This window comes from Paenibacillus sp. J22FR83, assembly GCF_059691955.1.
The window spans coordinates 1-24,527 of record NZ_JCAUAM010000016.1 but is presented as its reverse complement, the minus strand read 5'-3'; the positions used below and the strand labels follow the sequence as shown (position 1 = coordinate 24,527).

At 45.4% G+C, this 24,527-nt stretch carries 23 protein-coding genes, 1 riboswitch and 1 other annotated feature; of the genes, 2 read left to right on the top strand and 21 right to left on the bottom strand.

Annotated elements, in window-relative coordinates; all coding sequences use genetic code 11:
* Positions 1–119: 119 nt before the first annotated feature.
* Positions 120–351 (top strand) — a binding site (T-box leader).
* A 71-nt stretch (positions 352–422) separates the two neighbouring features.
* Positions 423–2,003, top strand: coding sequence for a phosphoglycerate dehydrogenase (gene serA / locus AC58PV_RS25920; protein WP_497435518.1), 1,581 nt, complete (start codon positions 423–425; stop codon positions 2,001–2,003).
* A gap of 132 nt (positions 2,004–2,135) precedes the next feature.
* Here the strand turns inward: serA and AC58PV_RS25915 are convergent, their stop codons facing one another.
* From AC58PV_RS25915 to AC58PV_RS25870, 10 genes are all read right to left on the bottom strand, one after another.
* Positions 2,136–4,022: an ATP-binding protein gene (locus AC58PV_RS25915; protein WP_497435517.1), complete on the bottom strand. Its 1,887-nt coding sequence runs from the start codon at positions 4,020–4,022 to the stop codon at positions 2,136–2,138.
* On the bottom strand, positions 4,023–4,736 hold the full coding sequence (locus AC58PV_RS25910; protein ID WP_057312096.1) for a response regulator transcription factor: 714 nt from the start codon (positions 4,734–4,736) through the stop codon (positions 4,023–4,025).
* A gap of 37 nt (positions 4,737–4,773) precedes the next feature.
* The gene (gene ccsA, locus AC58PV_RS25905; protein WP_497435516.1) at positions 4,774–6,033 is read right to left on the bottom strand and encodes a cytochrome c biogenesis protein CcsA; all 1,260 of its coding nucleotides are present in this window, start codon (positions 6,031–6,033) and stop codon (positions 4,774–4,776) included.
* Entirely contained in the window at positions 6,030–7,691 is a 1,662-nt protein-coding gene (resB, locus tag AC58PV_RS25900; RefSeq protein WP_497435514.1) for a cytochrome c biogenesis protein ResB, read from the bottom strand. The genes ccsA and resB overlap by 4 nt, the downstream gene beginning before the upstream one ends.
* A gap of 42 nt (positions 7,692–7,733) precedes the next feature.
* Positions 7,734–8,267, bottom strand: coding sequence for a redoxin domain-containing protein (locus AC58PV_RS25895; protein ID WP_497435513.1), 534 nt, complete (start codon positions 8,265–8,267; stop codon positions 7,734–7,736).
* 83 nt (positions 8,268–8,350) lie between these two features.
* Positions 8,351–9,097 (bottom strand): pseudouridine synthase, encoded by a 747-nt coding sequence (locus AC58PV_RS25890; RefSeq protein WP_497435512.1) that lies wholly within the window; start codon positions 9,095–9,097, stop codon positions 8,351–8,353.
* Positions 9,098–9,218: 121 nt separating this feature from the next.
* Complete coding sequence (locus AC58PV_RS25885) at positions 9,219–9,752, bottom strand: spore maturation protein (protein ID WP_068670420.1); 534 nt, start codon at positions 9,750–9,752, stop codon at positions 9,219–9,221.
* A 6-nt stretch (positions 9,753–9,758) separates the two neighbouring features.
* Complete coding sequence (locus AC58PV_RS25880) at positions 9,759–10,358, bottom strand: nucleoside recognition domain-containing protein (RefSeq protein ID WP_497435511.1); 600 nt, start codon at positions 10,356–10,358, stop codon at positions 9,759–9,761.
* A gap of 40 nt (positions 10,359–10,398) precedes the next feature.
* A complete protein-coding gene (locus AC58PV_RS25875) occupies positions 10,399–11,592 on the bottom strand; it encodes a D-alanyl-D-alanine carboxypeptidase family protein (protein ID WP_497435509.1) in 1,194 nt (397 codons plus the stop codon).
* 210 nt (positions 11,593–11,802) lie between these two features.
* Positions 11,803–12,561 (bottom strand): SDR family oxidoreductase, encoded by a 759-nt coding sequence (locus tag AC58PV_RS25870; protein ID WP_497435508.1) that lies wholly within the window; start codon positions 12,559–12,561, stop codon positions 11,803–11,805.
* 186 nt (positions 12,562–12,747) lie between these two features.
* Between AC58PV_RS25870 and AC58PV_RS25865 the strand changes: the two genes are divergently transcribed.
* Positions 12,748–13,362: a TetR/AcrR family transcriptional regulator gene (locus tag AC58PV_RS25865; protein ID WP_497435507.1), complete on the top strand. Its 615-nt coding sequence runs from the start codon at positions 12,748–12,750 to the stop codon at positions 13,360–13,362.
* Positions 13,363–13,412: 50 nt separating this feature from the next.
* Here AC58PV_RS25865 and ytfJ read toward each other — a convergent pair whose 3' ends face one another.
* The 11 genes from ytfJ to lysA all read right to left on the bottom strand — a co-directional run bounded on the left by ytfJ (position 13,413) and on the right by lysA (position 24,180).
* The gene (ytfJ, locus tag AC58PV_RS25860; RefSeq protein WP_497435506.1) at positions 13,413–13,895 is read right to left on the bottom strand and encodes a GerW family sporulation protein; all 483 of its coding nucleotides are present in this window, start codon (positions 13,893–13,895) and stop codon (positions 13,413–13,415) included.
* A gap of 134 nt (positions 13,896–14,029) precedes the next feature.
* Positions 14,030–14,734 carry a DUF2953 domain-containing protein gene (locus tag AC58PV_RS25855; RefSeq protein ID WP_497435504.1) on the bottom strand — a complete coding sequence of 235 codons (705 nt, stop codon included), beginning with the start codon at positions 14,732–14,734 and terminating at the stop codon, positions 14,030–14,032.
* A 123-nt stretch (positions 14,735–14,857) separates the two neighbouring features.
* On the bottom strand, positions 14,858–15,463 hold the full coding sequence (gene scpB / locus AC58PV_RS25850; protein WP_497435706.1) for an SMC-Scp complex subunit ScpB: 606 nt from the start codon (positions 15,461–15,463) through the stop codon (positions 14,858–14,860).
* Complete coding sequence (locus AC58PV_RS25845) at positions 15,447–16,238, bottom strand: segregation and condensation protein A (RefSeq protein ID WP_497435503.1); 792 nt, start codon at positions 16,236–16,238, stop codon at positions 15,447–15,449. The genes scpB and AC58PV_RS25845 overlap by 17 nt, the downstream gene beginning before the upstream one ends.
* A gap of 16 nt (positions 16,239–16,254) precedes the next feature.
* Positions 16,255–16,896, bottom strand: coding sequence for a site-2 protease family protein (locus tag AC58PV_RS25840; RefSeq protein ID WP_497435502.1), 642 nt, complete (start codon positions 16,894–16,896; stop codon positions 16,255–16,257).
* Positions 16,896–17,366 carry a 6,7-dimethyl-8-ribityllumazine synthase gene (ribH, locus tag AC58PV_RS25835; RefSeq protein ID WP_497435500.1) on the bottom strand — a complete coding sequence of 157 codons (471 nt, stop codon included), beginning with the start codon at positions 17,364–17,366 and terminating at the stop codon, positions 16,896–16,898. Before ribH ends, AC58PV_RS25840 begins: the two co-directional genes overlap by 1 nt.
* Before the next feature lie 72 nt (positions 17,367–17,438).
* Positions 17,439–18,668, bottom strand: coding sequence for a bifunctional 3,4-dihydroxy-2-butanone-4-phosphate synthase/GTP cyclohydrolase II (locus tag AC58PV_RS25830; protein WP_497435499.1), 1,230 nt, complete (start codon positions 18,666–18,668; stop codon positions 17,439–17,441).
* A 16-nt stretch (positions 18,669–18,684) separates the two neighbouring features.
* Positions 18,685–19,362 carry a riboflavin synthase gene (gene ribE, locus AC58PV_RS25825; protein WP_497435498.1) on the bottom strand — a complete coding sequence of 226 codons (678 nt, stop codon included), beginning with the start codon at positions 19,360–19,362 and terminating at the stop codon, positions 18,685–18,687.
* Between the two features lie 16 nt (positions 19,363–19,378).
* Positions 19,379–20,488 carry a bifunctional diaminohydroxyphosphoribosylaminopyrimidine deaminase/5-amino-6-(5-phosphoribosylamino)uracil reductase RibD gene (gene ribD, locus AC58PV_RS25820; RefSeq protein ID WP_497435496.1) on the bottom strand — a complete coding sequence of 370 codons (1,110 nt, stop codon included), beginning with the start codon at positions 20,486–20,488 and terminating at the stop codon, positions 19,379–19,381.
* A gap of 232 nt (positions 20,489–20,720) precedes the next feature.
* Positions 20,721–20,901, bottom strand: a riboswitch (FMN riboswitch).
* 1,398 nt (positions 20,902–22,299) lie between these two features.
* Positions 22,300–22,731 (bottom strand): peptidylprolyl isomerase, encoded by a 432-nt coding sequence (locus AC58PV_RS25815; protein ID WP_068661946.1) that lies wholly within the window; start codon positions 22,729–22,731, stop codon positions 22,300–22,302.
* A gap of 117 nt (positions 22,732–22,848) precedes the next feature.
* Positions 22,849–24,180, bottom strand: coding sequence for a diaminopimelate decarboxylase (gene lysA / locus AC58PV_RS25810; RefSeq protein WP_497435495.1), 1,332 nt, complete (start codon positions 24,178–24,180; stop codon positions 22,849–22,851).
* Between the last annotated feature and the right edge of the window lie 347 nt (positions 24,181–24,527).

The window sequence follows — 24,527 nt, the reverse complement described above, 5'->3', positions numbered from 1 at the left end:
AAACAAAAAGCTTCTAAATTGTTGTCAATCCGAACATTTATGACGATTTAGTAAAAATCGTTCGACATGTATTGACACGATTTCGTACGCATGGTAATCTAGTTAAAATTCTATATCACAGTACAGCGTTGACGGAGCCAAGCATGAGATGTTGCTTTCAGAGAGCCGATGGCAGGTGAGAATCGGTAGCATACATATTGCGGAGCACTCCAGAGTTATTGCATTGAATTAAGTAGATGCAATCGGGTTAGGAACACGTTACAGTTCCAGGTCGCAAGACCAATTGAGGCTACCCATGCGAATGGGCAGCGAACTAGGGTGGTACCACGAAAGCAATCTCTCGTCCCTTTGGCTACAGGCTAACTGTCTGTAGCCGAGGGCTGGGAGTTTTTTTATGTTCAAATCTAAGGAGGAACCGAATTATGTTTAAAGTTCTAGTATCCGATCCAATTAGTGACATGGGAATTCAAATGCTTTATGATGCAGCTGATGTTGAAGTGGTTAAACAAACTGGTCTATCCGAAGACGAACTCATTGCCATTATCGGTGAGTACGATGCCCTCTTAGTTCGCAGCCAAACGAAAGTAACAGAGAAAATCATGAATGCTGGCTCAAAATTGAAAGTAATCGGACGCGCTGGTGTAGGCGTCGACAATATCGATTTGGAAGCAGCTACGAAACGCGGTATTATCGTTATCAACGCACCAGACGGCAACACAATCGCAACATGTGAGCTTACATTTGCTATGATGATGGCAACAGCTCGTATGATTCCACAAGCATATAAGAAAACAGTTGGCGGCGAATGGGATCGTAAATTCATCGGCGTCGAGCTTCGCAACAAAACGCTAGGTATTCTCGGTATGGGACGTATCGGTAGTGAAGTCGCGAAACGTGCAAAAGTATTCGGTATGGAAGTTATCGGTTATGATCCATTCTTGACAGAAGAGCGCGCAGAGAAAATGGGCGTTAAACTAGGTTCTGTTAACGAAATCGCGGCACAAGCTGATTTCATTACAGTTCATACGCCACTTACGCCAGAAACGCGTCACTTGATTGCAAAACCACAATTCGAATTAATGAAACCAGGCATTCGCATCATCAACTGTGCGCGCGGCGGTATTATTGATGAACTAGCATTGGTTGAAGCGATTGATCAAGGCATCGTTGCAGGAGCAGCTTTCGACGTATTCGAAGTTGAGCCGCCTGCGAAAGATCACCCTTTCTTAACAAATCCGAAAGTAATCGTAACACCACATCTTGGTGCATCGACGATTGAAGCACAAGAAAATGTAGCAATCGACGTTTCCGAGGAAGTTCTTCATATTCTTCGTAATGAACCATTTAAGAATGCTGTAAACATGCCTCCTGTACCTGCAGATGTATTAAACAAACTTCAACCATACTTCAGCCTTGGTGAAAAAATCGGTTCTGTCCTTGGACAAATCGCTCAAGGTGCTGTATCTGAAATCGTAATTAACTATGCAGGTGACTTAATGGATGTAGATACAAGCCCATTAACTCGCTACATCGTCAAAGGCATTTTCCAAAATCAATTGGAATCCATCAACATCATTAATGCCATGCATCTGGCTAAATCACGCGGTGTTAACATCGTCGTACAAACATCCAATGCATCCAATAGTTTCACAAACCTTGTAACCGTTACGGTTAAAACAAAGCAAGAGGAAAAAACACTTGCAGGAACATTACTTGCAGGCTTTGGAGAGCGCATCGTGCGTATCGATCAATACCCAGTTGACTTCGCAGCTGACGGCAATTTGTTGTTAATTTCCCACAACGATAAACCAGGTATTATCGGACGCGTTGGAACACTTCTTGGAAGCAATCAAGTGAACATTGCGACTATGCAAGTTGGTCGTAAAGTGATTGGTGGTTCCGCGATCATGGTTCTAACCATTGATAAAACAGCTCCTGCTGAAGTATTGGCTGAGCTTACAAGCCAAGAAGAAATCGTAAATGTTCGCGCACTTACGCTGTAACTCCTGTACTAAGCACAAATTGTTTCACGAACAACAAGATTATTTCTGAATATTCTACAAATAAAGGCGAATGCCGAGTGATAACTCAGCATTCGCCTTTTTCTTTGTGTCGAAATTCGCACAATTTTCTGTTTATTTATGTTCACATGGCAAGCAGATTGTAAACGTGCTTCCTTGCCCCCACGTACTTTGTACAGTTACCGTACCATGATGAGAATCAATGATATTCTTCACGATTGCTAGGCCAAGTCCCGTTCCCCCAGAAGATCCGCGGGTCCGCGCCTTGTCCGCCTTGTAGAAGCGCTCAAAGATGAATGGCAAGTCCTCGCCAGGTATCCCCTGCCCCTCATCGGCGATCTCGATTCGAATCGCGGGCCGATCCTTGGAGAGGCACGCCTCCGCCTTCAAGCCGATACGCGCTCCTGCAGGCGTATGGCGGAATGCATTGTCGAGCAGGTTCGTCAGCACCTGCTCCAAGCGATCCTCATCCGCACGCTGCAGGATGAGCGGCTCTTCCGGCAGCGTCACGCTTAGCGCGATGCCGCGCTCTTTGGCCAGCACCGCGAACTTGCGGTGCATCCGTCTCACCAGGGAGTCGATTTCGACCTCCCTGAAGGAAAGCTCGAGATGGCCCGCTTCCATCCGCGCCAGATCGAGCAGGTCACGGACGAGGCGCCCCATGCGGAGCGACTCGTCGTGTATGACCTGCACCAGCTCCACGCGTTCCTCCGGCGTGGAGGGAATATCGTCGAGCAGGGCTTCACTGTAGCCCTGCAGCATCGAAATCGGCGTACGCAGCTCATGCGAGACGTTCGCCACAAAGTCCTTGCGCAGCTTATCCAGCCGTTCCTCCTCCGTCACATCACGGAGAACGGCCACAGCGCCGCGCACTTGATCGCGGGAGTACAGTGGCGTCATCGCCACGGACCACACGCCATTTTGCACATGAAGCTTTGTAGCGGCCTCTGCTGACTCATCAACAACCGCTTCAAAGAGCGGAATCAACGGTACCGGTATTGGCATCGAGCTTGGATTATTGAAGCTCATGAGTCCCCAATCGCCTAGCGCTATATCCGGTTTCGGGAATCGTCTTGGCTCTCCCTCATCGTCCGACCACTCGATCGTGCTCCACTCTTCAACAATTCTCTCGCCTTGCGGGTTGCTTAGCATCACAGAGCCATTCACATCCAAGGTGATTACAGCATCGGTCATACTTCGAAGTATGCTCGATAAATGTTCTTTCTCTTGACTGAGGGCATGAATACTCTCTTGAACCTTCTCGCCCATGTGATTGAACGTTTTGGCAAGCTCACCAATCTCATCTTTGGAAAGAATAGGAACGCGCGTACCATATTCCCCATGTGTGATGAAATCAGCTGCTTTCTTCAATTGCTGAAGCGGTCGCGTAATTTGCGAGAACAAGAAGAAAGCGAAGAAGGTTGTCATGAGAAATCCAACAATGGACACATAAACAAATAATCTTAACATATACGATTGTGTGGCTTCTAACGACTGCAGAGATTGATACAACAATGTCGCCCCTACTATGGCCCCCTCCAAATTGAAAAGAGGAACTGCCACAACGAGGTATTCGGCTTCTGCATCGAAGCGGCCTGTACGTGATTTATTCACTTGCTTATCGATCGGTTGGCCGGCAAATACAGGCTTCAGTTCTTCTGCATTATAGAAATCCGTAACATGGAATTCAGCTAACTGACTCCCATTAGTTCGTGGGATGACCATTTCCTTCATATCCGTCGAAATCACAAGCATTCTGGAATCTTGAAAACTCAGCAATTCATTACTTAATTTATAGAATTGCTCATTGTACATATGCGTCGTTGCTTCTTCCGAAAACTTGAGTGCCATTGCTTTCATATTCTCACGTTGATCCGTTGCTTGCGAGAAATAATTCCCCATATATTTGACAAGGAAAAAGCCCAGTATGAGCAAGACAACCCCAACTAGGCCTATAATGGTTAACCATAGCTTACCTACGACACTTCTGAAAATAAACACTTATTTAGGCACCTCTAGCTTGTAGCCTACACCCCATACCGTTGTAATCATCGCTGCAGCATCCGGGGATACTTTGTTTAATTTCTCACGTAGTCGCTTTACATGTGTATCAACGGTACGCAAGTCACCGAAAAACTCGTAGTTCCAAACATCCTTCAGAAGCTCTTCACGTGAGAAAACTTTATCAGGTGAAACAGCCAAGTAATGAAGCAATTCATATTCCTTCGGCGTCAGCGCAACTTCCTGGCCACCAGCTGTCACACGATGTGCATCATGCTCAATAATTAAGTTCGGGAATACGATATTGTTGCTGGAGCTTGCATCTTTGGACAGATACGCAGTAGCTGAAGAGCGACGAAGAATCGCTTTCACACGATAAATCACTTCGCGAGGCGAGAACGGTTTGACGACATAGTCATCCGCCCCCACTTCGAAACCACTCACGCGATTCGTCTCTTCACCTTTCGCAGTCAACATGATGACGGGTGTGGACTTCACTTGACGAAGGCGTGCACAGACTTCAATACCATCGATGCCTGGCAGCATCACATCAAGCAAGATAAGATCGAAATCGGTCTCGGTTGCCATCCGCAATGCGGATTCACCATCTTCCGCTTCTTCAATGAGATAGCCTTCCTTCTCTAAATACATGCGAAGCAATCGGCGAATACGTTCTTCATCATCAACAACAAGTATACTTGGTTTCAATTCCATTTAGTGTCACATCCTCTATTCTTGTACGTACTTGGATTTAAACACCTGCATAGGAATGCAGTCCTGCTATAACTAAGTTTACTCCTACTAATGTAAACATAACGACAATAAATCCAATCACAGTTAACCACGCGGATTTCTTACCTTGCCAACCTTTTGAAAGTCGAAGATGAAGGAATACAGCATAGAATAACCATGTAATCAAAGCCCATACTTCTTTGGGATCCCATCCCCAGAAACGGCCCCACGCTTCCTGAGCCCAAATCATCGCGAAGATGAGTGCCCCCAGCGTAAAGATCGGATAACCTATCGCAATCGCGCGATAACTGATTTCATCCAGATCTTCGGCATCCATTCCTTTTACAATCGGGCCAATCGCAGCACCTAATGGTTTGCGTGCCACAAGACGCGCTAGTCCATACAGGATTAAACCGCCGAGAATTGACCAGATAACGGTGTTTAACTTGCGACCTGCACTTGCCCCTTCCATCCACGATGGCGCTGTAAATAAGGGTTCAGTCATGCCAAGGAATGACTTCATCTCTACGACGTTCATTTCATATGGCTGCACAATTGGAGGCAATACATAAGTTTCTGTTGTATGATTGGTTTCCTGTACACCTTGTGCGTTCGTAACAATCACATCTTTGGAGAATACAGCTTTGTAACCTGATCCATTGAAAGTAAAAATCGAAGCAATAAATGCAACGAGCATAAGGATAAAGAATAGGGTAAGTTCAATACCTCTTTGTTCCTTCTTATCGTTCTTCGTCGTCCCTGTATAGTCAACGGCTCGAAGCAGATACATTAATCCACCGGCAAAACCAACGCCAAAGAATGCTTCTCCAGCAGCAGCAGTAGTCACGTGAATCTTCAACCAGTAACTCTGCAACGCAGGAATCAATGGCTGTACCTCACTTGGGAAAACAGACGCATAAGCAATAATGATAAAACCGATTGGCAGTGCAAAGACGCCTAGAACAGGTGTCCGATAGATGAGATACAGGATCAAGAAAGCACACATGATCATCATACCTAAGAAGGTCATAAATTCATACATATTCGAAGTTGGGATATGATCCCCTTCTGCCCATCTCGTGAAGAAGAACGTCACATGACAAGCGAAACCGACAACCGATGTGATATAAGCAACGAAGCCCCACTTTCTCGTGTGGTCTTCAGGCTTCCGGTTGCTCCATACTTTACCCGTAATCGAAACAACAAACAGGAAGAATGCGAGCAAATATACAAAAAAAGCGATGAGCAGAAAGGTACTGCTGACAGAGTTTACATTCACCCCTGATTTCCTCCATTTGCTAATGTTTTCGGTAATATGTCCAGATCATTCTTATTCAGCGCTGCGGCGACTTCATTGCGAAGTCCAAACCAGTTCTTGTTCGTATGGCCGCCGAGCGTCAACTTGCCCCCATCAATTCGAATCCAAATGCGTCGATGCTGCCAATAGAAACCCATAATGACACCGATCATAAAGATTGCAGAACCAACCCAGATGTATGGCATCGCTTTATCCACTCGAATGTTCAAGTATGTCGTATAATTGGCAAATTGAACGCCTTCCATAGAGCCAACCGAAATCTTCAACTTCTGGCTTATCGCACCGTTGATGGTATCTTGAGAGAACGTTTCCTTATCGATTTGTCTCGGGAAATACAGATATGGTTCCCCTTTTTCGGATAGCCCCGGTCCTGTAATGCTAAAAATAAAAGCTGGTGCTTTCGGTTCATTCGATAATGAGATCGGTTGCCCCTTCTCAATGCTGAACTCTGGGAAGAAACCTTTCAGCGTAAGTGTATAGGCACCTACCTTATATGACTCTTTGGGGTTATTCATTGGCAGATCGAAGCTGCCGTAAGACTCACCCGTAGTTGGATTGCTAAGTGTAGGCTTCACCGAGATCAGTAAGGGTGTTGCTTTATAATCAAACTGATACGCTTGCAGACCTTTGTAATCCAGCGGATGATTCACAATGATATTGTCCCTATGAACTTCCTCCAGTACAGGCGCTTCTGACCCGCCATCGCAATTCGCCGTACAATGATACAAGACAGCTTGCGTTTCATACGTCTTCGGAACGATCTGACCTTTGGCTTTGATACTTTCGGGAAGATCTTGCTCATCGTATAACGTGAGTGTAAATTTCTCATTCTTAATGTAATACGACGTATGTGGGATTGGCTTCGTTTCACCTTCAAGGATGCCCATATATTGATCCATATGCCAGCCAGGTATCCCACGCATTAGCACACCGATTAAGAAAATAATGAGTCCAATATGGTTGATATAAGGACCCCAGCGGCTAAAGCGATATTTCTCAGCAAGAAGTGCGGAGCCATCGGTATGTACGCGGTAATTCTTTTTACGCAGGAGTGTGCCCAACTTGTTCGTCCAAGCAACTTCATCTGTCCCCGCAGGCAGATCAGTCACGAGTGTAACATTTTGCCTCGTCAAGAAATTAATATGTTTACGGATTTGCTGCTTTGAAAGTGCCCTATAAAGAGGCAGAACACGATCCAGACTGCAAATGACAAGCGAAGTACCAATCATGAATAGTAATGTAATGAACCACCATGAACTGAACGTATGGGAAAATCCAAGAGCATGATAAATATTTCCCAGTGTTCCGTAGTTTTCGCTGTAATATTGGGATGGATCCATATCCAGGAAGGTGTTCTCTTGCGGGAATATCGTACCTACAGCCGAAGCTAACGTGGTGATAAGAATGATCCATACGGCTATTTTGACTGAGGAGAAGAAATTCCAGACTTTATCGAGCAGAGAAGGATTTGATTTCTGAGACCTTCTAGCCATACCGTCATAACGCATTTCCAGTATGTCTCTGCCATCGGTATCGATCAACGGGTTACCACAGGATTCACACAGGGTGGTGCCAGTGGGGTTCTGATGTCCGCAATCGCATTTGGTATTGTAGAACATGACGACCTCCTAAAAACGATGAACATACATAAGACTTGCTATTTAAGACTTAGTCACCAAACTTGAAATCGTCTCATTAATGAAATTCTCATCCATTTGGCCAATTTTTTTCACAGCTATTTTGCCATCCGTCCCAATAAAGAAGGTTGTTGGATAGTCCATGACGCCATACAATTTACGAACTACTTCATTAGCATCGAGCAGAACTGGCATGTTTAATTTGTATTGCTCCATGAATCCTTGGACTGTTACTTTATTCTTGTCCACATTTACTTCTAAGAAAACAACACCCTGACTCTTCCACTTATCGTATTGCTTCTGGAGATCAGGCATTTCTTCTTTGCAAGGCGGACAGAATGTGCCCCAGAAATTCACTAGCACCACTTTCCCTTTGTAATCAGAAAGCTCGTGCGTTTGACCATCTAATCCAATCAAAGAGAAGTTAGTTGCTTTCTCTCCTTGTTGCGGGTACTTCTTACTTGCTGAGGCAGACAAATTTGTAATAATCGTAAACACACCAATAATGAGCACAATTGTAAAGATCCCAATCTGTACCCACTTCTTATTACGACCCATTGTTAATCACCTTCGCTTTGTCGTCAATGTTAGTTTTGGCATATCGAATTATACCCTTATTATAACGAAAAGAAGGCCAATTCTTATTGGCCTTTTTGAACGTTATGTGTCCTTAGCGCTTCGTTCCTAAGCTCTTCAACTTCTTTGGGCGTTAAGTGGCGATACTTCGCTCTTGCCAAGCCCGTTAAGAAGATGGGACCGAATTTAATCCGCTTTAACTTGATTACGGGGAACGAAATCGCCTCAAACATCCGTCTGACTTGGCGGTTTCTTCCTTCATAGATTGTGATCTGAATAACGGACTCATTCTTCTCCATATTCACATCCGCGTACTCGACCTCAGCAGGTGCGGTCATGCCGTCTTCTAACTGTATGCCCATTTTGAGCTTATCTAATAACGTGCCGTGCGGCACTCCTTTGACAGTCGCTTGGTAGGTCTTCGGTACATGATGCTTCGGATGAGTCAGCAAATGCGCAAATTCCCCATCATTGGTTAAAATGAGTAAGCCCTCTGTGTCATAATCCAATCGACCAACAGGATAGACACGTTCTCTGATTCCCGGCAAGAAATCCGTAACGACCTTACGGCCTTCTGGATCCGTCGCACTCGTAATAACACCTTTGGGTTTGTTCAAAATGACATAGATCTTCTTCTGCTGACCTATCGCACGTCCATCTACCCGAATTTCATCTTCTTCTGTATTCACTTTCACACCCAGCGTCGTGACGACTTCACCGTTCACTTGCACGCGTCCCGCTGTAATGATTTCTTCACATTTCCGGCGGGATGCGATCCCAGCTTCGGCTAATACCTTTTGCAGTCTTTCCATTATCCGCTTTCACCTCAAGCTAATGATAACGGACTTAACCACAAATCTCAAGCGGCAACCCACAATAACTGACAGAAGGTGACAGAATGATGGCTTTTCCACTTACATGTCTGACTGACTTTTAAGAAAACACAAAATAACAAATTGCAAGAGAAGCAATAAAGCCAACAGCATCCGAAATTAATCCCACTTTGAGCGCATAACCTGCTTTACGAATCCCAATCGCGCCAAAATAGACCGTTATCACATACAAAGTTGTATCCGTGCTCCCTTGAACTGTTGAAGCAATTCGTCCTATCATCGAATCAGGACCAAATTGCTCAATCAAGTCTGTAGTGAATGCCAATGAACCCGCTCCTGTGATAGGCCGCAAAATAGCGAGAGGCAGCACTTCCGTAGGCACGCCAATACTTTCGAAAAAAGGCCGCATCCAGCCGATCAGCATGTCCATCGCACCAGAGGCACGAAAAACGGATATTGCGACCATCATCCCTACGAGATGAGGGATAATTTTGATTGCTGTATCGAATCCATCTTTGGCTCCCTCTACAAATGATTCATAGACTGGAACTTTGCGATAAGCAGCGTACAGTGGAATGAACACAATCATGATGGGGATTGCCCAGGCAGAAATTAGTGAAACGAGTGCGTACATGCCGGTTCATCCTTTCAGCGGAGGGATAGGTGAGCGCGATCTGCGATACCATCGATCCACGAAAATGGCCGCTGTTGTCGAGATGATCGTCGCAATAAGAGTTGTACCGACGATTTCAGCCGGGTTCACGGAATTGAAATTCATCCTTATGGCTATAAGCGTTGTCGGAATTAAAGTAATACTGGACGTATTGAGCGCAAGAAGTGTGGCCATAGCCGCGCTTGCCTCATCTTTGTTCGGATTCAGCTTTTGGAGCTCCTGCATAGCTTTAATCCCCATCGGGGTCGCAGCGTTACCTAAACCTAATATGTTAGCACTCATGTTCGACATAATATAACCAAGAGCCGGATGATTCTTGGGTACACTTGGGAAAAGAAAGCGTACAACAGGCTGCAGCAATCTTGCTAACTTTTGCAACACACCTGCATCTTCCGCAATACGCATCATGCCCATCCAGAAAACCAATACACTTATTAATCCGAAGCATACAGTAACACCATTCTTCGCTCCATCAAATGCCGCTTGTGTAACGGATTCTACATCACCATTAATAGCCGCGACGAGAAAACCAACGACGATAAAAAACAGCCAGATCCAATTCACCATAGGTCAGCACTCCTTACTTCTCAGCTTTGCGTCTATCACATTAATCCGCCCATTTGGAGCCAGAAATATGGAATAACCCCTGAACAAGCATTCTGCAGATATAGCTATATTTGGTCAGCAATGTCTCTTGATAAGGCGTGCTCGTTTGAAAGGAGAAGGTTGCTTTCTCTGGCACTTGCATCAGTGGGTTGGCAGGATCATAGATCGGTATAGTCTGTATCAGCTTATTTTTCAAGGAAACACGGAGCGCACCACGTTCGGCTAAGCGATACTCAGTCGCCATGGGATCTACCAAAGTAACTTGATGCGTTAAGTTTGCGTATTCACCTTCCGCGAGTGGATATTTGAACGTTCGGCTCGCTACCCAAGGGGTGCCTTCGATTGCGTCGCCTTTTTTGACCAGTGTCTGCAATGGGAAATGAGTAAAACCATATTGGAGCAGCTTCGCATGGTCTGCCCAGTCGTCGCCGTCATTTAAGGTAACGACAACTAGCTGTTGGCCGTTCCGGGTTGCTGAGGATACTAGGCATCGCTTAGCGAGCTTCGTATATCCTGTTTTCACACCATCTGCACCTTCGAACATGGAAAGCATTTTATTTTTGTTTAGCCACGAATAGTCCCATGGCTCGTTGGGATTGGGCACTTTCTTCAGCTTGGTGGATACAATGTCGGCAAATACGCTATTCTTGAGCGCATATGCCGTAAGCTTAGCCATATCATTCGGACTTGAGCGATGGCCTTCACCTTCATCCAACCCCGATGGGTTCGTGAAGTGGGAATGATCCATTCCCAGCATTTTGGCTTTCTCATTCATCAAATAGACGAACCCATCGACACTGCCGCCTATGTGTTCAGCGATTGCTGTCGCGGCGTCATTACCAGAGCGCATCATGAGCCCATACAGCATGTCATGCAGCCGCATTTCTTCCCCAAACTTCAAATAAATCGATGATCCTTCTTTGCCAAAAGCATTCTTACTGACCTTCACCATACTCGTGAGATTGCCTTGTTCAATGGCAATGATCGCTGTCATAATTTTGGTCAAGCTTGCTATTCGCATAGGCGTGTCCCCTTTTTCACTATACAGCACACGTCCTGACTCCACATCGACGAGCGAAGCACCGACCGCATTGGTATGTATGCTTGGCGGTGCGGCATCTACATGCGTCCATGGTGAAATTAATAATCCAATCAAGGCACAGCAAATAATGATGAACTGGCGTTTGGTTTTCATGGGTTGGGTTATCCTCCTACACGAGCGAACTTGTACATGTTTGTAATCAAAGCCACAGATGAAACTTTGTACAAGTATATGCGAGTGGACGAGGGATATGTCCTGAAAACAACCCAAAACAAAAAGGCCGTCCAAAAGTAGACATCTACTTCTGAATCGGCCTTCAAATGATGAATTAGTGTGTTCTCTCTACATAATACTCGGTTGCGCTTAGTAAGCTGTCCAGCCTGCATCCGCAGTAACCACTGTTCCATTAACAAAGCTCGCATCGTCGGAAGCTAAGAACAAGGCTACTTTTGCCACTTCTTCCGGCTCGCCAGCACGTGGATTTAGGCCCATTCCGACCATTGCTCTCTCCATACCAAAAGGATTTGGTGCATTAATTGTGGTTCCGATGTTCGTGCTCACCCCACCAGGTGCGATCGCATTGCAACGGATGCCGAGATTCGCATATTGGAACCCGACGTTCTTTGTGAATCCAACTACTGCGTGTTTAGAAGCTGTATATGCTGCACCTGCTCTAGATCCATTTAATCCACCAGCGGATGCAATGTTTACGATAACACCGCTTTTTCTCTCTGTAAAAATCGGAAGAACTTTCCGTGTTGTACGCATAACACCTGTTGTGTTAATCGCAAAAACGCGTTCCCACAGCTCGTCTGTGAGATCTCCAGCAGGGACAAAGTTGTCCATAATACCAGCATTATTTATTAAAATGTCAACGGTCCCGAATTCCTTAACGGCCGTATCGATCATTTGTGCGACATCTTCTTCTTTCGCAACATTTGCAGCTACAGCAACCGCTGTACCTCCTTTGGCTTCAATGCCCCCAACAACCGTTTGCGCCGCTTCAACGCGTAGATCTGAAACGATAACTTTAGCTCCTTCAGCTGCGAATAACTCCGCGATTGCTTTCCCCATACCTGACGCTGCACCTGTAACGATAGCTACTTTTCCAGAAAGCTTCATGTGTAATTCCTCCAAATGTCATGTATTTTTGTGCGAATAACTCACTGAATTGTGCCTGTAGAACTTCTTTCACTTGGAGTATAATAGAGTATCAGAAGTGATACAATCAGTAAAAAACGCTTGTTTGTTAGCTATCGTACAAAAGGATTGATTTTGTTCACTAACGTCAAAAAGGAATGAACAGAAATGTCACAAATCACGAAGAAAACGGATCGCAGAATCGTGCGAAGTAAAATCGCTCTACGGGAAGCCTTGCTGGCATTAATGTCACAAAAGCCATTTACTTCTATTTCTATCACTGAGATTGTGGAGTTCGCCAACTATAATCGCGGGACATTTTATGCCAATTATGAGAGCAAGGAAGATTTGCTTGATGATATTATTTCCAACCTAACTGAACAATTACTTCAATCTTTCCGTGCACCATATGAGCATGTTGATGTGTTTCGTATTTATGAGCTTCCGGCTAAATCCGTCATGATATTCGATCACTTTTATCAGAATTCAGCCATTTATACCACACTGATGAAGAGTGACGTCCTTCCTAAGCTGAAAGAGAAGATGCTGCATGCCTTAATCAAAATCACGCAAGAAGAATTATCTTACCCTGATCAAGATGACGAAATCGATCAAGAATTGATGAGCATTTATTCGATTCATGCTTTGCTTGGTCTCATTTTTCACTGGATAGAAAGTGACTTCAAATATTCACCCTCCTATATGCAGGATCAACTGATTAAACTAATTAACTGGCGTCCTGCCTCTGCCAAAACAGTTGTAAAAAACTCCCAAGATAGCTAATTAACCAAAGAAAAAGCTGTCCTCAAAGGACAGCTCATAATGACAACAGGTTACACAATAAAATTCTGGTTCTCAACGTTGGTCACATTGGTTGAAACGGCTGCTGGCGACTTTGCTGACATACCTTTGATCATACTCTGAATCTTGTCCACAACTTGTGGCGCAGAATCGATGAGTCGCTCCAGGATATGCGTTTGATTGTCTAGCGGTACAACCTTCACGCCACTCTTACCTACGACTAGGAACGCAATTGGCGTAATGGAAACCCCACCACCGCTACCACCACCGAAGGGGAGTGCAACTTTGGCATTGAGTGCATCGACGCGGTTGACCCCTCCTTCGATTTCGATTTCGGAGTCTGTCACAAACTCACTACCCCCAGCGGCAAAACCAAATCCGACTTTGGATATCGGCATAATTACACTGCCATCTGGCGTTTCTACCGGGTCACCGACAATTGTGTTTACGTCGACCATTTCTTTTATATTTTCCATGGCGACTTTCATGAGGCCTTGAATCGGGTGTTCGGACATCTTCATATTCCTCCTTAGCGTTTTTTCACCATTACCATACGTTTCTGGCAACGAAAGATTAAGCTCTGAGATCTCAAAAGAACTATCATGGTTCACTTCTAGAATGCCCCTACTAGCGTGGGGTTATGTAACACTCACGAAGCCGGTTTGAATCTAGCTCTTGCCTTCAAAACGTATTGAATCCATGTTCGAATGCCACCTTTGATTTTTGCCGCACGATACAACAACCGCATTCCAGCCATTACCGCAAACCAAACCCGAATTCGACCGGCAAAACGAAACTCCGTTGCAAATTGCTTTTCATTATATTGCGGTATCACATCAATACGAGGCTTCGCTATCAGCTTCACATACCGGATTGCAAAGCCAAGCAGTGAAGACTTGATCCCCCACACCGCCCCTGTCGTAATCGCTGTTTCCGGTGCATCGCCAAGACCTACACGGGTGATCCACTTCAACTCCGTACACTCCACTTTCGCTAATGTTTGTTTCATCCAGCCATATAAATTAAGCGTATGTACAAGGACATCTTTGGTTTCCTTGTAGAAGGTGATGACTCTATCTTTGGTTATGTGATCTCTCGTCTCATCTTTTAATTTCGCGTCATGCTGAGTCACTTTCTCCGACTTAATTAATATCCCTTGCGTGAATCCTTTAAACTGAATGATTGGAATAACATAACGGTAACGGACGAGCCCAAACAACCCTCTCATCTCCACAGAAAGCGTATCATTGTCTTTTACCCGGGAGAAATAAAACTCACCACGCATATAGCTGCACAGCACTACGATAAGTGCAATACTGACAACCGAGACGGCCAATCCTACCCACAGCAACACATACGCCTCCTTAGTCAAAATGAAAAAACTCCACGCGCAAGATGAATTCTCGCAGGTGAAGTTAGTATGACCTCTATAAGGAAATGAAATGCATGTTTGGATACGATCTGATCTAACATGACCTTACTCGGGCTGCTCGTCGCTCACATCATCCAGGGTCAGTTGCTTCTGGTCCCCATTCAAACGATCGAATAGCATACGAGTTTCTTCTTCTAAATCAAAACTACCTTGGAAGTTAGTCGAGTCTGGCAATTCTTGAATCGAGTTTAAACCGAAATACTCCAAGAATTGTTTGGATGTCCCGTATAAGATCGGTCTACCCACTGCATCCGCACGTCCGACTTCCGTAATCAAATCCTTACCCGTTAACGTGGCAAGTGCTCGATCACACTTCACGCCGCGGATCTCTTCGATCTCCACACGTGTAATCGGTTGTTTATATGCAACGATGGATAACGTTTCAAGAGCTGCCTGCGAGAGCGAGGAACGCGAGGGCGTATAAGCAAGCCTCTCAAAATACGGAGCATGTTCCGCCAATGTTGTAAGCTGGTATGCTCCAGCAACCTCTACAATTTGAACGCCGCGTCCTTTACGTTTGAAATCTGTTCGCATATCTTTCAGCAGATCTTTAATCACATAGGCATCGAGCTCCATCACTTCAGCAAGCTGCTTGAGATCTAGTCCTTCGTCGCCAGAGGCGAAGAGAAGACCTTCAATAATCGATTTCATCTGTTGGAAGTTGAGTGTCAAGGTTCGATCCCTCCTCTTTGGCTTGGATGACAATATCTTCAAATAGCTGATTCTGGTAGCAGGTAATCCGCTTCATTTTCATCAACTCAAGGATAGCTAGAAAGGTAACGACAATTTCTTCCCTCGTCATCTCATAATCGAATAACTTAGAAAATAATAGCTTACCGCCTTTTATCTTAAGCAAATCAACAACCTCGCGAATCCGATCTTTCACCGAGATTTCGTCCCGCCTAATCCGTGCAACAACGTTGCGGTTCGCTAATTTGCGCAGCGTACGCTGGAAAGCAATTAGCAAATCAGCCACATCTAACCCTTCCACCGGGTTCTCTTGAAGATCTGGCAGATACGGAGTTAAATCTTCGGGTTCACGCGTGTAAACGAGACTGCGTTCCACCTCTTTATCACGAAGCATATCAGCAATCGATTTATATTTCCGATATTCAATCAGCTTGGCAACGAGTTCAGCGCGCGGGTCTAACGAATCATCCATATCATCAAAATATTCGTCAAATTCAATGACAGGCGGCTTAGGTAAGAGCATTTTGCTTTTGATGGAGAGCAGCGTAGCCGCCATGACGAGAAACTCACTCGTAATATCCAGCTCCAGCTCTTGCATCGCTTGTACATACCCAAGGTATTGATCTGTAATTTCTTTGATCGGAATATTGTAAATGTCGAGTTCATTTTTATCAATTAGATGAAGCAATAGATCAAGGGGGCCTTCAAATGCTTCTAACTTGTACGTAACCTTCATGTCGTTCTTCCCCTTGTCATAGTGAATAAAGATGCATGATGACCTGCACGGCATAAGGATAAATTCCGCTAAGCGCCCATTGTCCAATCGGGGTCACCAGTAAAACGATTACAAGAATGAGTGCTTTAATTTTATGCTTGTCCAGCCAATGCTGTTTTGGAGTCGAAATAAGTCCTCTCCCTATGTACCATCCATCAAGCGGATAAAGTGGCAACAAGTGAATAAGCCCAACCATTAAATTAACGATAACACAATATTGCAAATAGACACGCCATTGTTCTACGACAAGCGATTCTGTTGCTCCGCCAACTAAAGCAGGTAAGTAAAAATAGAGCCACCAGAAAAACAGCACGAGCACAAGATTCGTGAAAGGTCCCGCTACATAGACCAGTGTATTTGACAGTTTTTTATGTTTAGTAAAACGTTCTGGATCAACCGGAATGTTCTTCGACCACCCATAGGGTCCGAAGACGATCATCGCCAACCCCAAGACGTCAAGATGCGCCAAGGGGTTAAGCGAGAACCGTTTGTTGTCACGAGCCGTTCGATCTCCTAGCAGCCAAGCGACTCCAGCATGCGCTGTATCATGCAAGGTGATGGCAATTAGGAAAGCAAACAGCCGCGGCAGCAGTGTTTCTAAATGATAATAAGCCAGCATTAGGAAGAGAATTGCTTCGACAAATTCGCCATTTCAATTGCAGTTACGGCAGCTTCCCAGCCTTTGTTGCCCGCTTTCGTTCCTGCACGTTCAACGGCTTGCTCAATGGAATCAGTGGTTAGTACACCGAAGATTGTTGGAATGCCGGTTTTCAAATTAATAGCGGAAACACCTTTGGCCACTTCGCTGCACACATAGTCAAAATGAGGCGTTGATCCACGAATGACCGCACCAAGGGTAATGACCGCATCATACTTGCCGCTTTCAGCCATTTTCTGTGCGATAAGAGGAAGTTCAAATGCGCCAGGAACCCAAGCGATATCAATTTCACTTTCATCTACACCATGACGTTTAAGCGCGTCTTGTGCTCCGCCAAGTAATTTGGAAGTAATAAACTCGTTGAAACGTCCTACGACAATCCCATATTTTAAATTTTGCGAAATTAAATGCCCTTCATAAATCGTTGCCATGGTAAAAATCTCTCCTTCTGTTGAATCCTAATTGTTTGATTTGGTTAATCGGTGAATGCTTCATGCTATAAATTAAATGCCTTTGCCTGCATCTATAAAGGTCAACATGTGACCCAACTTCTGCTGCTTGGTTTGCAAATAATTAAGATTATCTTTCTTACTCTCCATTTGGATCGGAACGCGTTCATTCACTTCAATGCCATAACCTTCTAAACCCTTGATTTTACGCGGATTATTCGTTAGCAGGCGAAGTTTGGAAATCCCTAGATCTTTGAGGATCTGAGCGCCAATGCCATAATCACGAAGATCTGGAGCAAATCCAAGCTTAATATTCGCTTCTACGGTATCTAATCCCTGCTCTTGCAGGACATAAGCTTTCAATTTATTAATTAAGCCGATACCGCGACCTTCCTGTCGCATATATAATAATACACCATTGCCCTCTTCATCAATCTGTTTTAACGCAGCATCAAGCTGTGGACCGCAATCACAACGATGAGAATGGAACACATCGCCTGTCAGACACTCCGAATGGACGCGCACCAAGGTAGGCTTGGTAGGGTCAATGGTCCCCTTAACTAAAGCTACATGTTCTTTGTCATCTAGTTGATTCGTGTACGCAATCGCTTTGAACGTGCCGAAATCGGTTGGCAAATCAACTTCAACCTCGCGTTTCACCAACTTTTCCTGCTGATTGCGATAGTGGATAAGGTCTTGAATCGTAATGATGCAAAGCTCATGCTTAGCAGCTAATTCCATCAAATCAGGCACCCTTGCCATAGTACCATCTTCTTTGATAACTTCACAAATCACACCTGCCGGATATGAATCAGCAAGTACTGCTAGATCGATTGCGGCTTCCGTATGACCTGCTCTGCGAAGTACTCCACCTTTTTTGGCGATCAAAGGGAATATGTGACCCGGTCTGCGGAAATCCTGCGGCTTTGTCGACGGATCAATTAAGCCTTGAATCGTTCTGGAACGCTCATGTGCTGAAATTCCAGTGCTTGTATCCGTGTGATCAACAGAAACTGTGAAGGCTGTACCGTGATAATCTGTGTTGCGCGCCACCATCGGAGGCAGATCTAATTCTCTGGCTCTGTCTTCGGTAATCGGTGTGCAGACAAGCCCACGCCCCTCTTTAATCATGAAGTTGATCACTTCAGGCGTCGTTTTATCGGCAAGCGCGATAAAATCACCTTCGTTTTCACGATCTTCATCGTCGACAACAATAATTACTTTTCCTAGTTTCAGATCTGTAAGTGCCTCTTCAATTGTATTGAACCGAATGGATTGTGTCATATTCATCTCTCCTAACTTACATAAAGCCATTATCTGCTAAAAAGCTTGCAGTCAGCTTACTTTTCTTTGGCTCTCCATTTCCGTGAGCAGAAGTCTCAGAAGGACCGAATTTGAGCAGTCGTTCCATATATTTGCCAAGCACATCACATTCAATGTTGACCGTATCCCCGGCCTTTTTGTCATGAAGGACGGTTTGTGCAAGGGTATGCGGGATGATCGAAACGGAAACATCGCTTTCTGTGACATCTACAACTGTCAAACTTATACCATCAATCGTGATAGAACCACCTGGGATGATATATCGGAAAATATGCGGATTCTCCGGTGCGAACCGGTATACAACTGCATTCTCATCCGGTATGCGAGAAAGGATTGTTGCTGTGGCATCCACATGACCCTGAACAATATGTCCGCCAAATCGGCCATTCGCCGCCATCGCCCGCTCCAAATTCACCCGTGTACCCGATTGAAGTTTCCGTAGATTCGTCTTTCGATATGTTTCAGGCATCACATCAACAGAGAAGGAATCACTATCATAGGAGATAACCGTGAGACACACACCATTCACGGCAATACTGTCCCCCAAATGGACATCTTCCAGTATTTTTTTGGCGCCAATGGTCAGCACCATGGCTTGCCCTCCACTATGAATGCGGCGCATGTGGCCAATTTCTTCAACAATGCCGGTAAACATGCAACCCCTCCATTCTCTAGCTCTTATAGAGCGGATAACCGGTTATACACACATCCGGTCCGAATTGCTCGACACGCAGCCGGTCGAGCGTTATGGCGTCATCCATCTTCGCGTAACCGTCGAAGTGGATGTTCATTGGTGCTGCTAGACCCCCGCCGATAATTTTCGGCGCAAACATCAGCACCATCTTATCAATCAGGCGCCGCTCCAGCATGGCGCCGTTCAAGCGGCCTCCACCCTCGAGGAGGATGGAGCCGATTTCGCGCTCGCCAAGCTGCTGCATGGCGAGCGTCAGGTCCACCTGCGGGCCGTCGCCGCAGGTGAGGATCGTGACGCCGCGCGCTTCCAGCGCGGCGCGGCGCTCTGCAGGCGCCTGTGCGCTGGCGAGCAGGATCGTCGGCTGACGATCCTGCTCGGTGAGCACGCGGGCGCCGAGCGGGACTCGCAGCTGCGAGTCCGCGATGATGCGTACCGGCTGCACAGCCGGTACGTCGCCGCGCGTACTCAGCTGCGGGTCGTCGGCGATGACCGTCTGGACGCCGACAAGGATCCCTTGATGCTGGTGGCGCAACGTGTGAACCCAAGCTCGCGACTCCGCAGCAGTAATCCACTTGCTGTCGCCAGTTTTGGAAGCGATACGACCGTCAAGCGTGCTCGCAGTCTTCATCGTTACAAAAGGCATTCGCGTGACGATGAATTTGTTGAAGATTTCGTTCATCTTCATGGATTCATCACCCAGCAAGCCTACGCTCACTTCCAACCCGTGCGCACGCAGCTTAGCGATTCCCGTCCCAGCCACTACAGGATTCGGATCAGTCGCAGCTACGACAACACGCGTCACACCAGCTTCGATGAGGCGGTCGCAGCATGGCGGCGTTTTACCATGATGACTGCAGGGCTCCAAGGTCACGTATGCCGTGCTTCCTTTGGCTTCCTCACCGGCCATTCGTAACGCCAACACTTCTGCATGACCCTCTCCACGCTTCAAATGTGCACCCATGCCGACAATTCGGCCTTCTTTAACAAGTACACAACCAACTACAGGATTGATTTCCGTTTGTCCGAGCGCACTCGCTGCCATCTGAAGCGCAAGTCTCATATAGGATTCGTCATTTAACAGCCCCATGGATGATCACCGCCTTCTTATTCCAGTCCTTGATTCTAATGCAAAAAAGCCCCTTCCGCTTACGGATGGGGGCCAGAGATTGTTTAGATAACACGAATAAGCCTCAGCTTTTACGCTTGTCACATTTTTGATTACATCAAACAACAACGACGAAGTTGCCCTTGATGGACAGACCTGCCGAATTTAGGTTAATGTGAAAAAATGAACAAGCATGCTAGCGAATTGCATTCGCATTTTCCTTCTCCCATCCAGACTATACTGTCGGTCCCGGAATTCCACCAGGTCAACCGTAGCGAAGCTGTTGTCAGGTACCGCTAGCTTCACAACGGGTCACGGACTGATCGCAACCATATACACGTACATGCTTACGAATCACCGCCGGTGTGGAATTTCACCACGCCCCGAAGGTTTTGCATACTATAACAAGAGATCAATAACTAAACCTTAGTTACTAATTTCTTTATTACACAAAAATTTATCACTCACGAATGAAAATTGCAAGGCCTTTTTTCATTTTTTCTGATAAAACTTGTCGGAATTAATGGATTTGACTTGCAATATCCGAAGATATTGCCTTTTTACTGTTAGGATTCTCATATGAGTCCGAGAGTATTGACCATCATGCAACACCATATCGCACACTGAGAGCTTCGCGGGTAAACAATTTATCCCACTATTCAGTCACCACATACCTTAACTCAATTTCCAAACAAACCTCGCCAACCATACAATTTCCCTGCTTAAGTTTATTTTGTGTAGTTTAGTTATTATTGCTAGGAGTGTCACGATATATGATTTTAGAGTAGTTAAATTGCTAATGTGCTAAGAAGTCAGGAAAGTTGCTTGAGGAGATACAAGAGTTATATTAGAGTATGGAAAGTGAAGTGATAACAATGGGGAAAGTGGAGTGATGTGAGTAATGTCAAGAACCCATCAGTTCAACACCCTCTCCCCCCTTTTCAAAAATGCAAAAAAGCACTTTTGGAAGGGGGTTCTCCCTCCCTTATTAGAAATTGTTGCAAATAGGCATCTATTTGGAGTGATTTTAGAGTATTCTCATGAAATACGTTGAAAAGGTTGCCTTTTTGCACGTATTTACCAATTTCAAGCATCATTTGGCAAAAAAGGTTGCCTTTTTGCATTTTTGACTGTTGAGGGAGACACTACCGCCAACGTCAGCAAACAAACACTTGCCAGAACTCTACTCGAATACCTAACAAGACAATACTAGTTTTTTGGGGGTTCGGGTTCGGGTTCGGGTTGGCGGTCGAAGTCAGGTTTGTCAGTGTTCGACGTCGGAGTCATGTTGACGTTGACTCGGCTTCGTGTCGATGTCAGGTTGGCGTTGGCACAGATTCGACATCGGGGTCAGGTTAGCGTTAGGTTCGAAAATTTTTGGCCGAAGGTCAAGGGTTCGTTCGTGTTCAGATATTTAAGGTTTGGTGATCAGCGTCAGTGATCAGCGTCAGTGATCAACGTCAGTGGTCAGGGCATGTCCTCCCGGAATTCGTGCCGTCTCCAACACTCCACATTTTACATGTAAAATATACAGTTATTCCCGAAGAATTCCATCAAATATTCCATTTAAATGGAATATTTACAGTTAATATCCCTCCAAACACGCATTATCGTAAAAATACGTGAAAATAACTACAGGAAATCCATCTAATTGGTTTTTTATCAGGATATTCTATAAATTAACTACAGAAAATCCATCTATTCACATTTCACTCGGATTTCACTATCCCCACTCCCCCGCCAAAACACAAAAACTGCCCAGACCTAAGTCTGAGCAGTCCCTATCATAGAAATTATACTTCGACAACTTCTACTTTTTCCATTTTGTCTTTGCCTTTGAAAGCATCAACAAGCTCCATACCTTTGGATACTTTACCGAACACGGTGTGTCCGCCATCCAAATGTGGTTGTGGTTGGTAAGCGATGTAGAATTGGCTTCCACCTGTGTTACGGCCAGCATGCGCCATAGCAAGGGAACCGCGCTCATGTTTGTTAGGGTTGATTTCACAGTCGATTTGGTAGCCAGGGCCACCAGTTCCTGTTCCCGTTGGGCAACCACCTTGTGCTACGAATCCTGGGATTACGCGGTGAAAAACAAGTCCGTTGTAGAAACCGGAGTTTGCTAGTTTTTCAAAGTTAGCGACAGTGTTCGGTGCATCTTTCTCAAAAAGATCGATAACAACCTCTCCGCCACCTGCTAGTTGAATTTTTGCTTGTTTTGCCATTATGTGGTTCACTCCTTTAGGAAATAATATCTTATTCTACTATGAATGGCTGCATTACACAAACAACAGGAGTAACCCTTCTCTACAAAGGGTCTCCTGTCGATCTTGGGTACCTATTTAGACGGTCTTGCTTACTTGCTTCATTCTCGCTGGAATTAAATCATTCTCAACAATTTGGTCAAAAGATTCACGTTTCACGACGAGGTCGCTTTGACCATCTTTGACGAATACAACTCCCGGTCTGCGAATACGGTTATAGTTGCTAGCCATTGAGTAGTTGTACGCTCCCGTACTCGAAACTGCCAGAATATCGCCTGCTACTACCTTCGGCAGGTTCACATCCCAGATCAACATATCGCCGCTCTCGCAGCATTTACCAGCAATGGAAACCACTTCAGCTGGTTGCTCAGTAGCGCGATTAGCGAGTCCCGCTTCATAAACAGCATTGTACAGCGCTGGACGCGGATTGTCAGTCATTCCGCCATCCACAGCTACATACTTACGCACACCGGGAATTTCCTTCGCTGTGCCGACCGTATAAAGCGTAGTCCCTGCATCGCCAACGATGCTACGGCCCGGCTCAACCCAAATTTCGGGCAGTGGATAGCCGTTGCTCCCGAAGTTTGCTTTGATCGCATCCGTAATAGCTTTCACATAGACAGCAACTGGAAGTGGCGTATCTTCACTCACATAGCGAATGCCGAAACCACCGCCGAGATTGATTACTTTGAACGTAACATCTAATTCAGTCCGAACATGAATGGCGAATTCAGCCATTTTCTCAGCCGCAATTCGGAACCCTTCAACTTCGAATATTTGTGAACCAATATGCGAATGTATGCCCAGTAGATCAAGATTAGAAAGCTGCGAAGCTTCCTGAATCGCTAGGAAAGCTGATCCATTCCCTAGATCGAACCCGAATTTGGAATCGGTTTGGCCCGTTGAAATATATTCATGCGTATGCGCCTCAACACCTGGCGTAATGCGCAATAAAATTTTCACTTTTTGGCGTTTCTCAGCCGCAATCGCATTCAGCATTTGCAACTCGATAAAGTTATCCACAACGAAGCATCCAATTTTGGCATCAATGGCCATTTCCATTTCAGAAATGGTTTTGTTATTTCCGTGGAAGTGAATACGCTCAGCTGGGAATCCCGCTTGAAGCGCTGTATATAACTCGCCATCCGAAACTACATCCAATGACATACCTTCTTCTTCTACGATTCGGCACATCGCCATTACGCAAAACGCTTTACTTGCATAGGCTACTTGAAATTTCAGCCCAGAAGCTCTGAAAGCTTCAACGAATTCACGACAACGCTGACGAACAAGCGCTTCATCAAAAACATAGAGAGGCGTACCGTATTCGGCAACTAACTTTGTCGTATCGACACCGCCAATTTCGAGATGGCCTTGGTCATTTATTCTACTGGTACCATGTAAATACATACCTATATTTTCCCCTCTCTACTTGAACCTTCCCTATGCCAAATTCCGCTAAAGAGGTCGCATACATACTAATAAAAGTACCATAATGCACGCGTATTTGACAATACATGCGCCTAGAACAAACAAAAAAGGGCAGGAAAGATTCCCAATGTCATTAAGTTAAGGCGCAGGACCATAAATCAAAGAAAGAGCAGGTTATCGAAAAGATAGCCCGCTCTTTTTTTGCATATATAATGAAAAAACTTGACAAGCAGTTAGAAATGTGTGGCGAAGCCCCTTGAAAAACGAGGAGGTTACGCCATGAATGAGTACGCAAATTCACTTAAAAGAACACTGACATCTCTCAT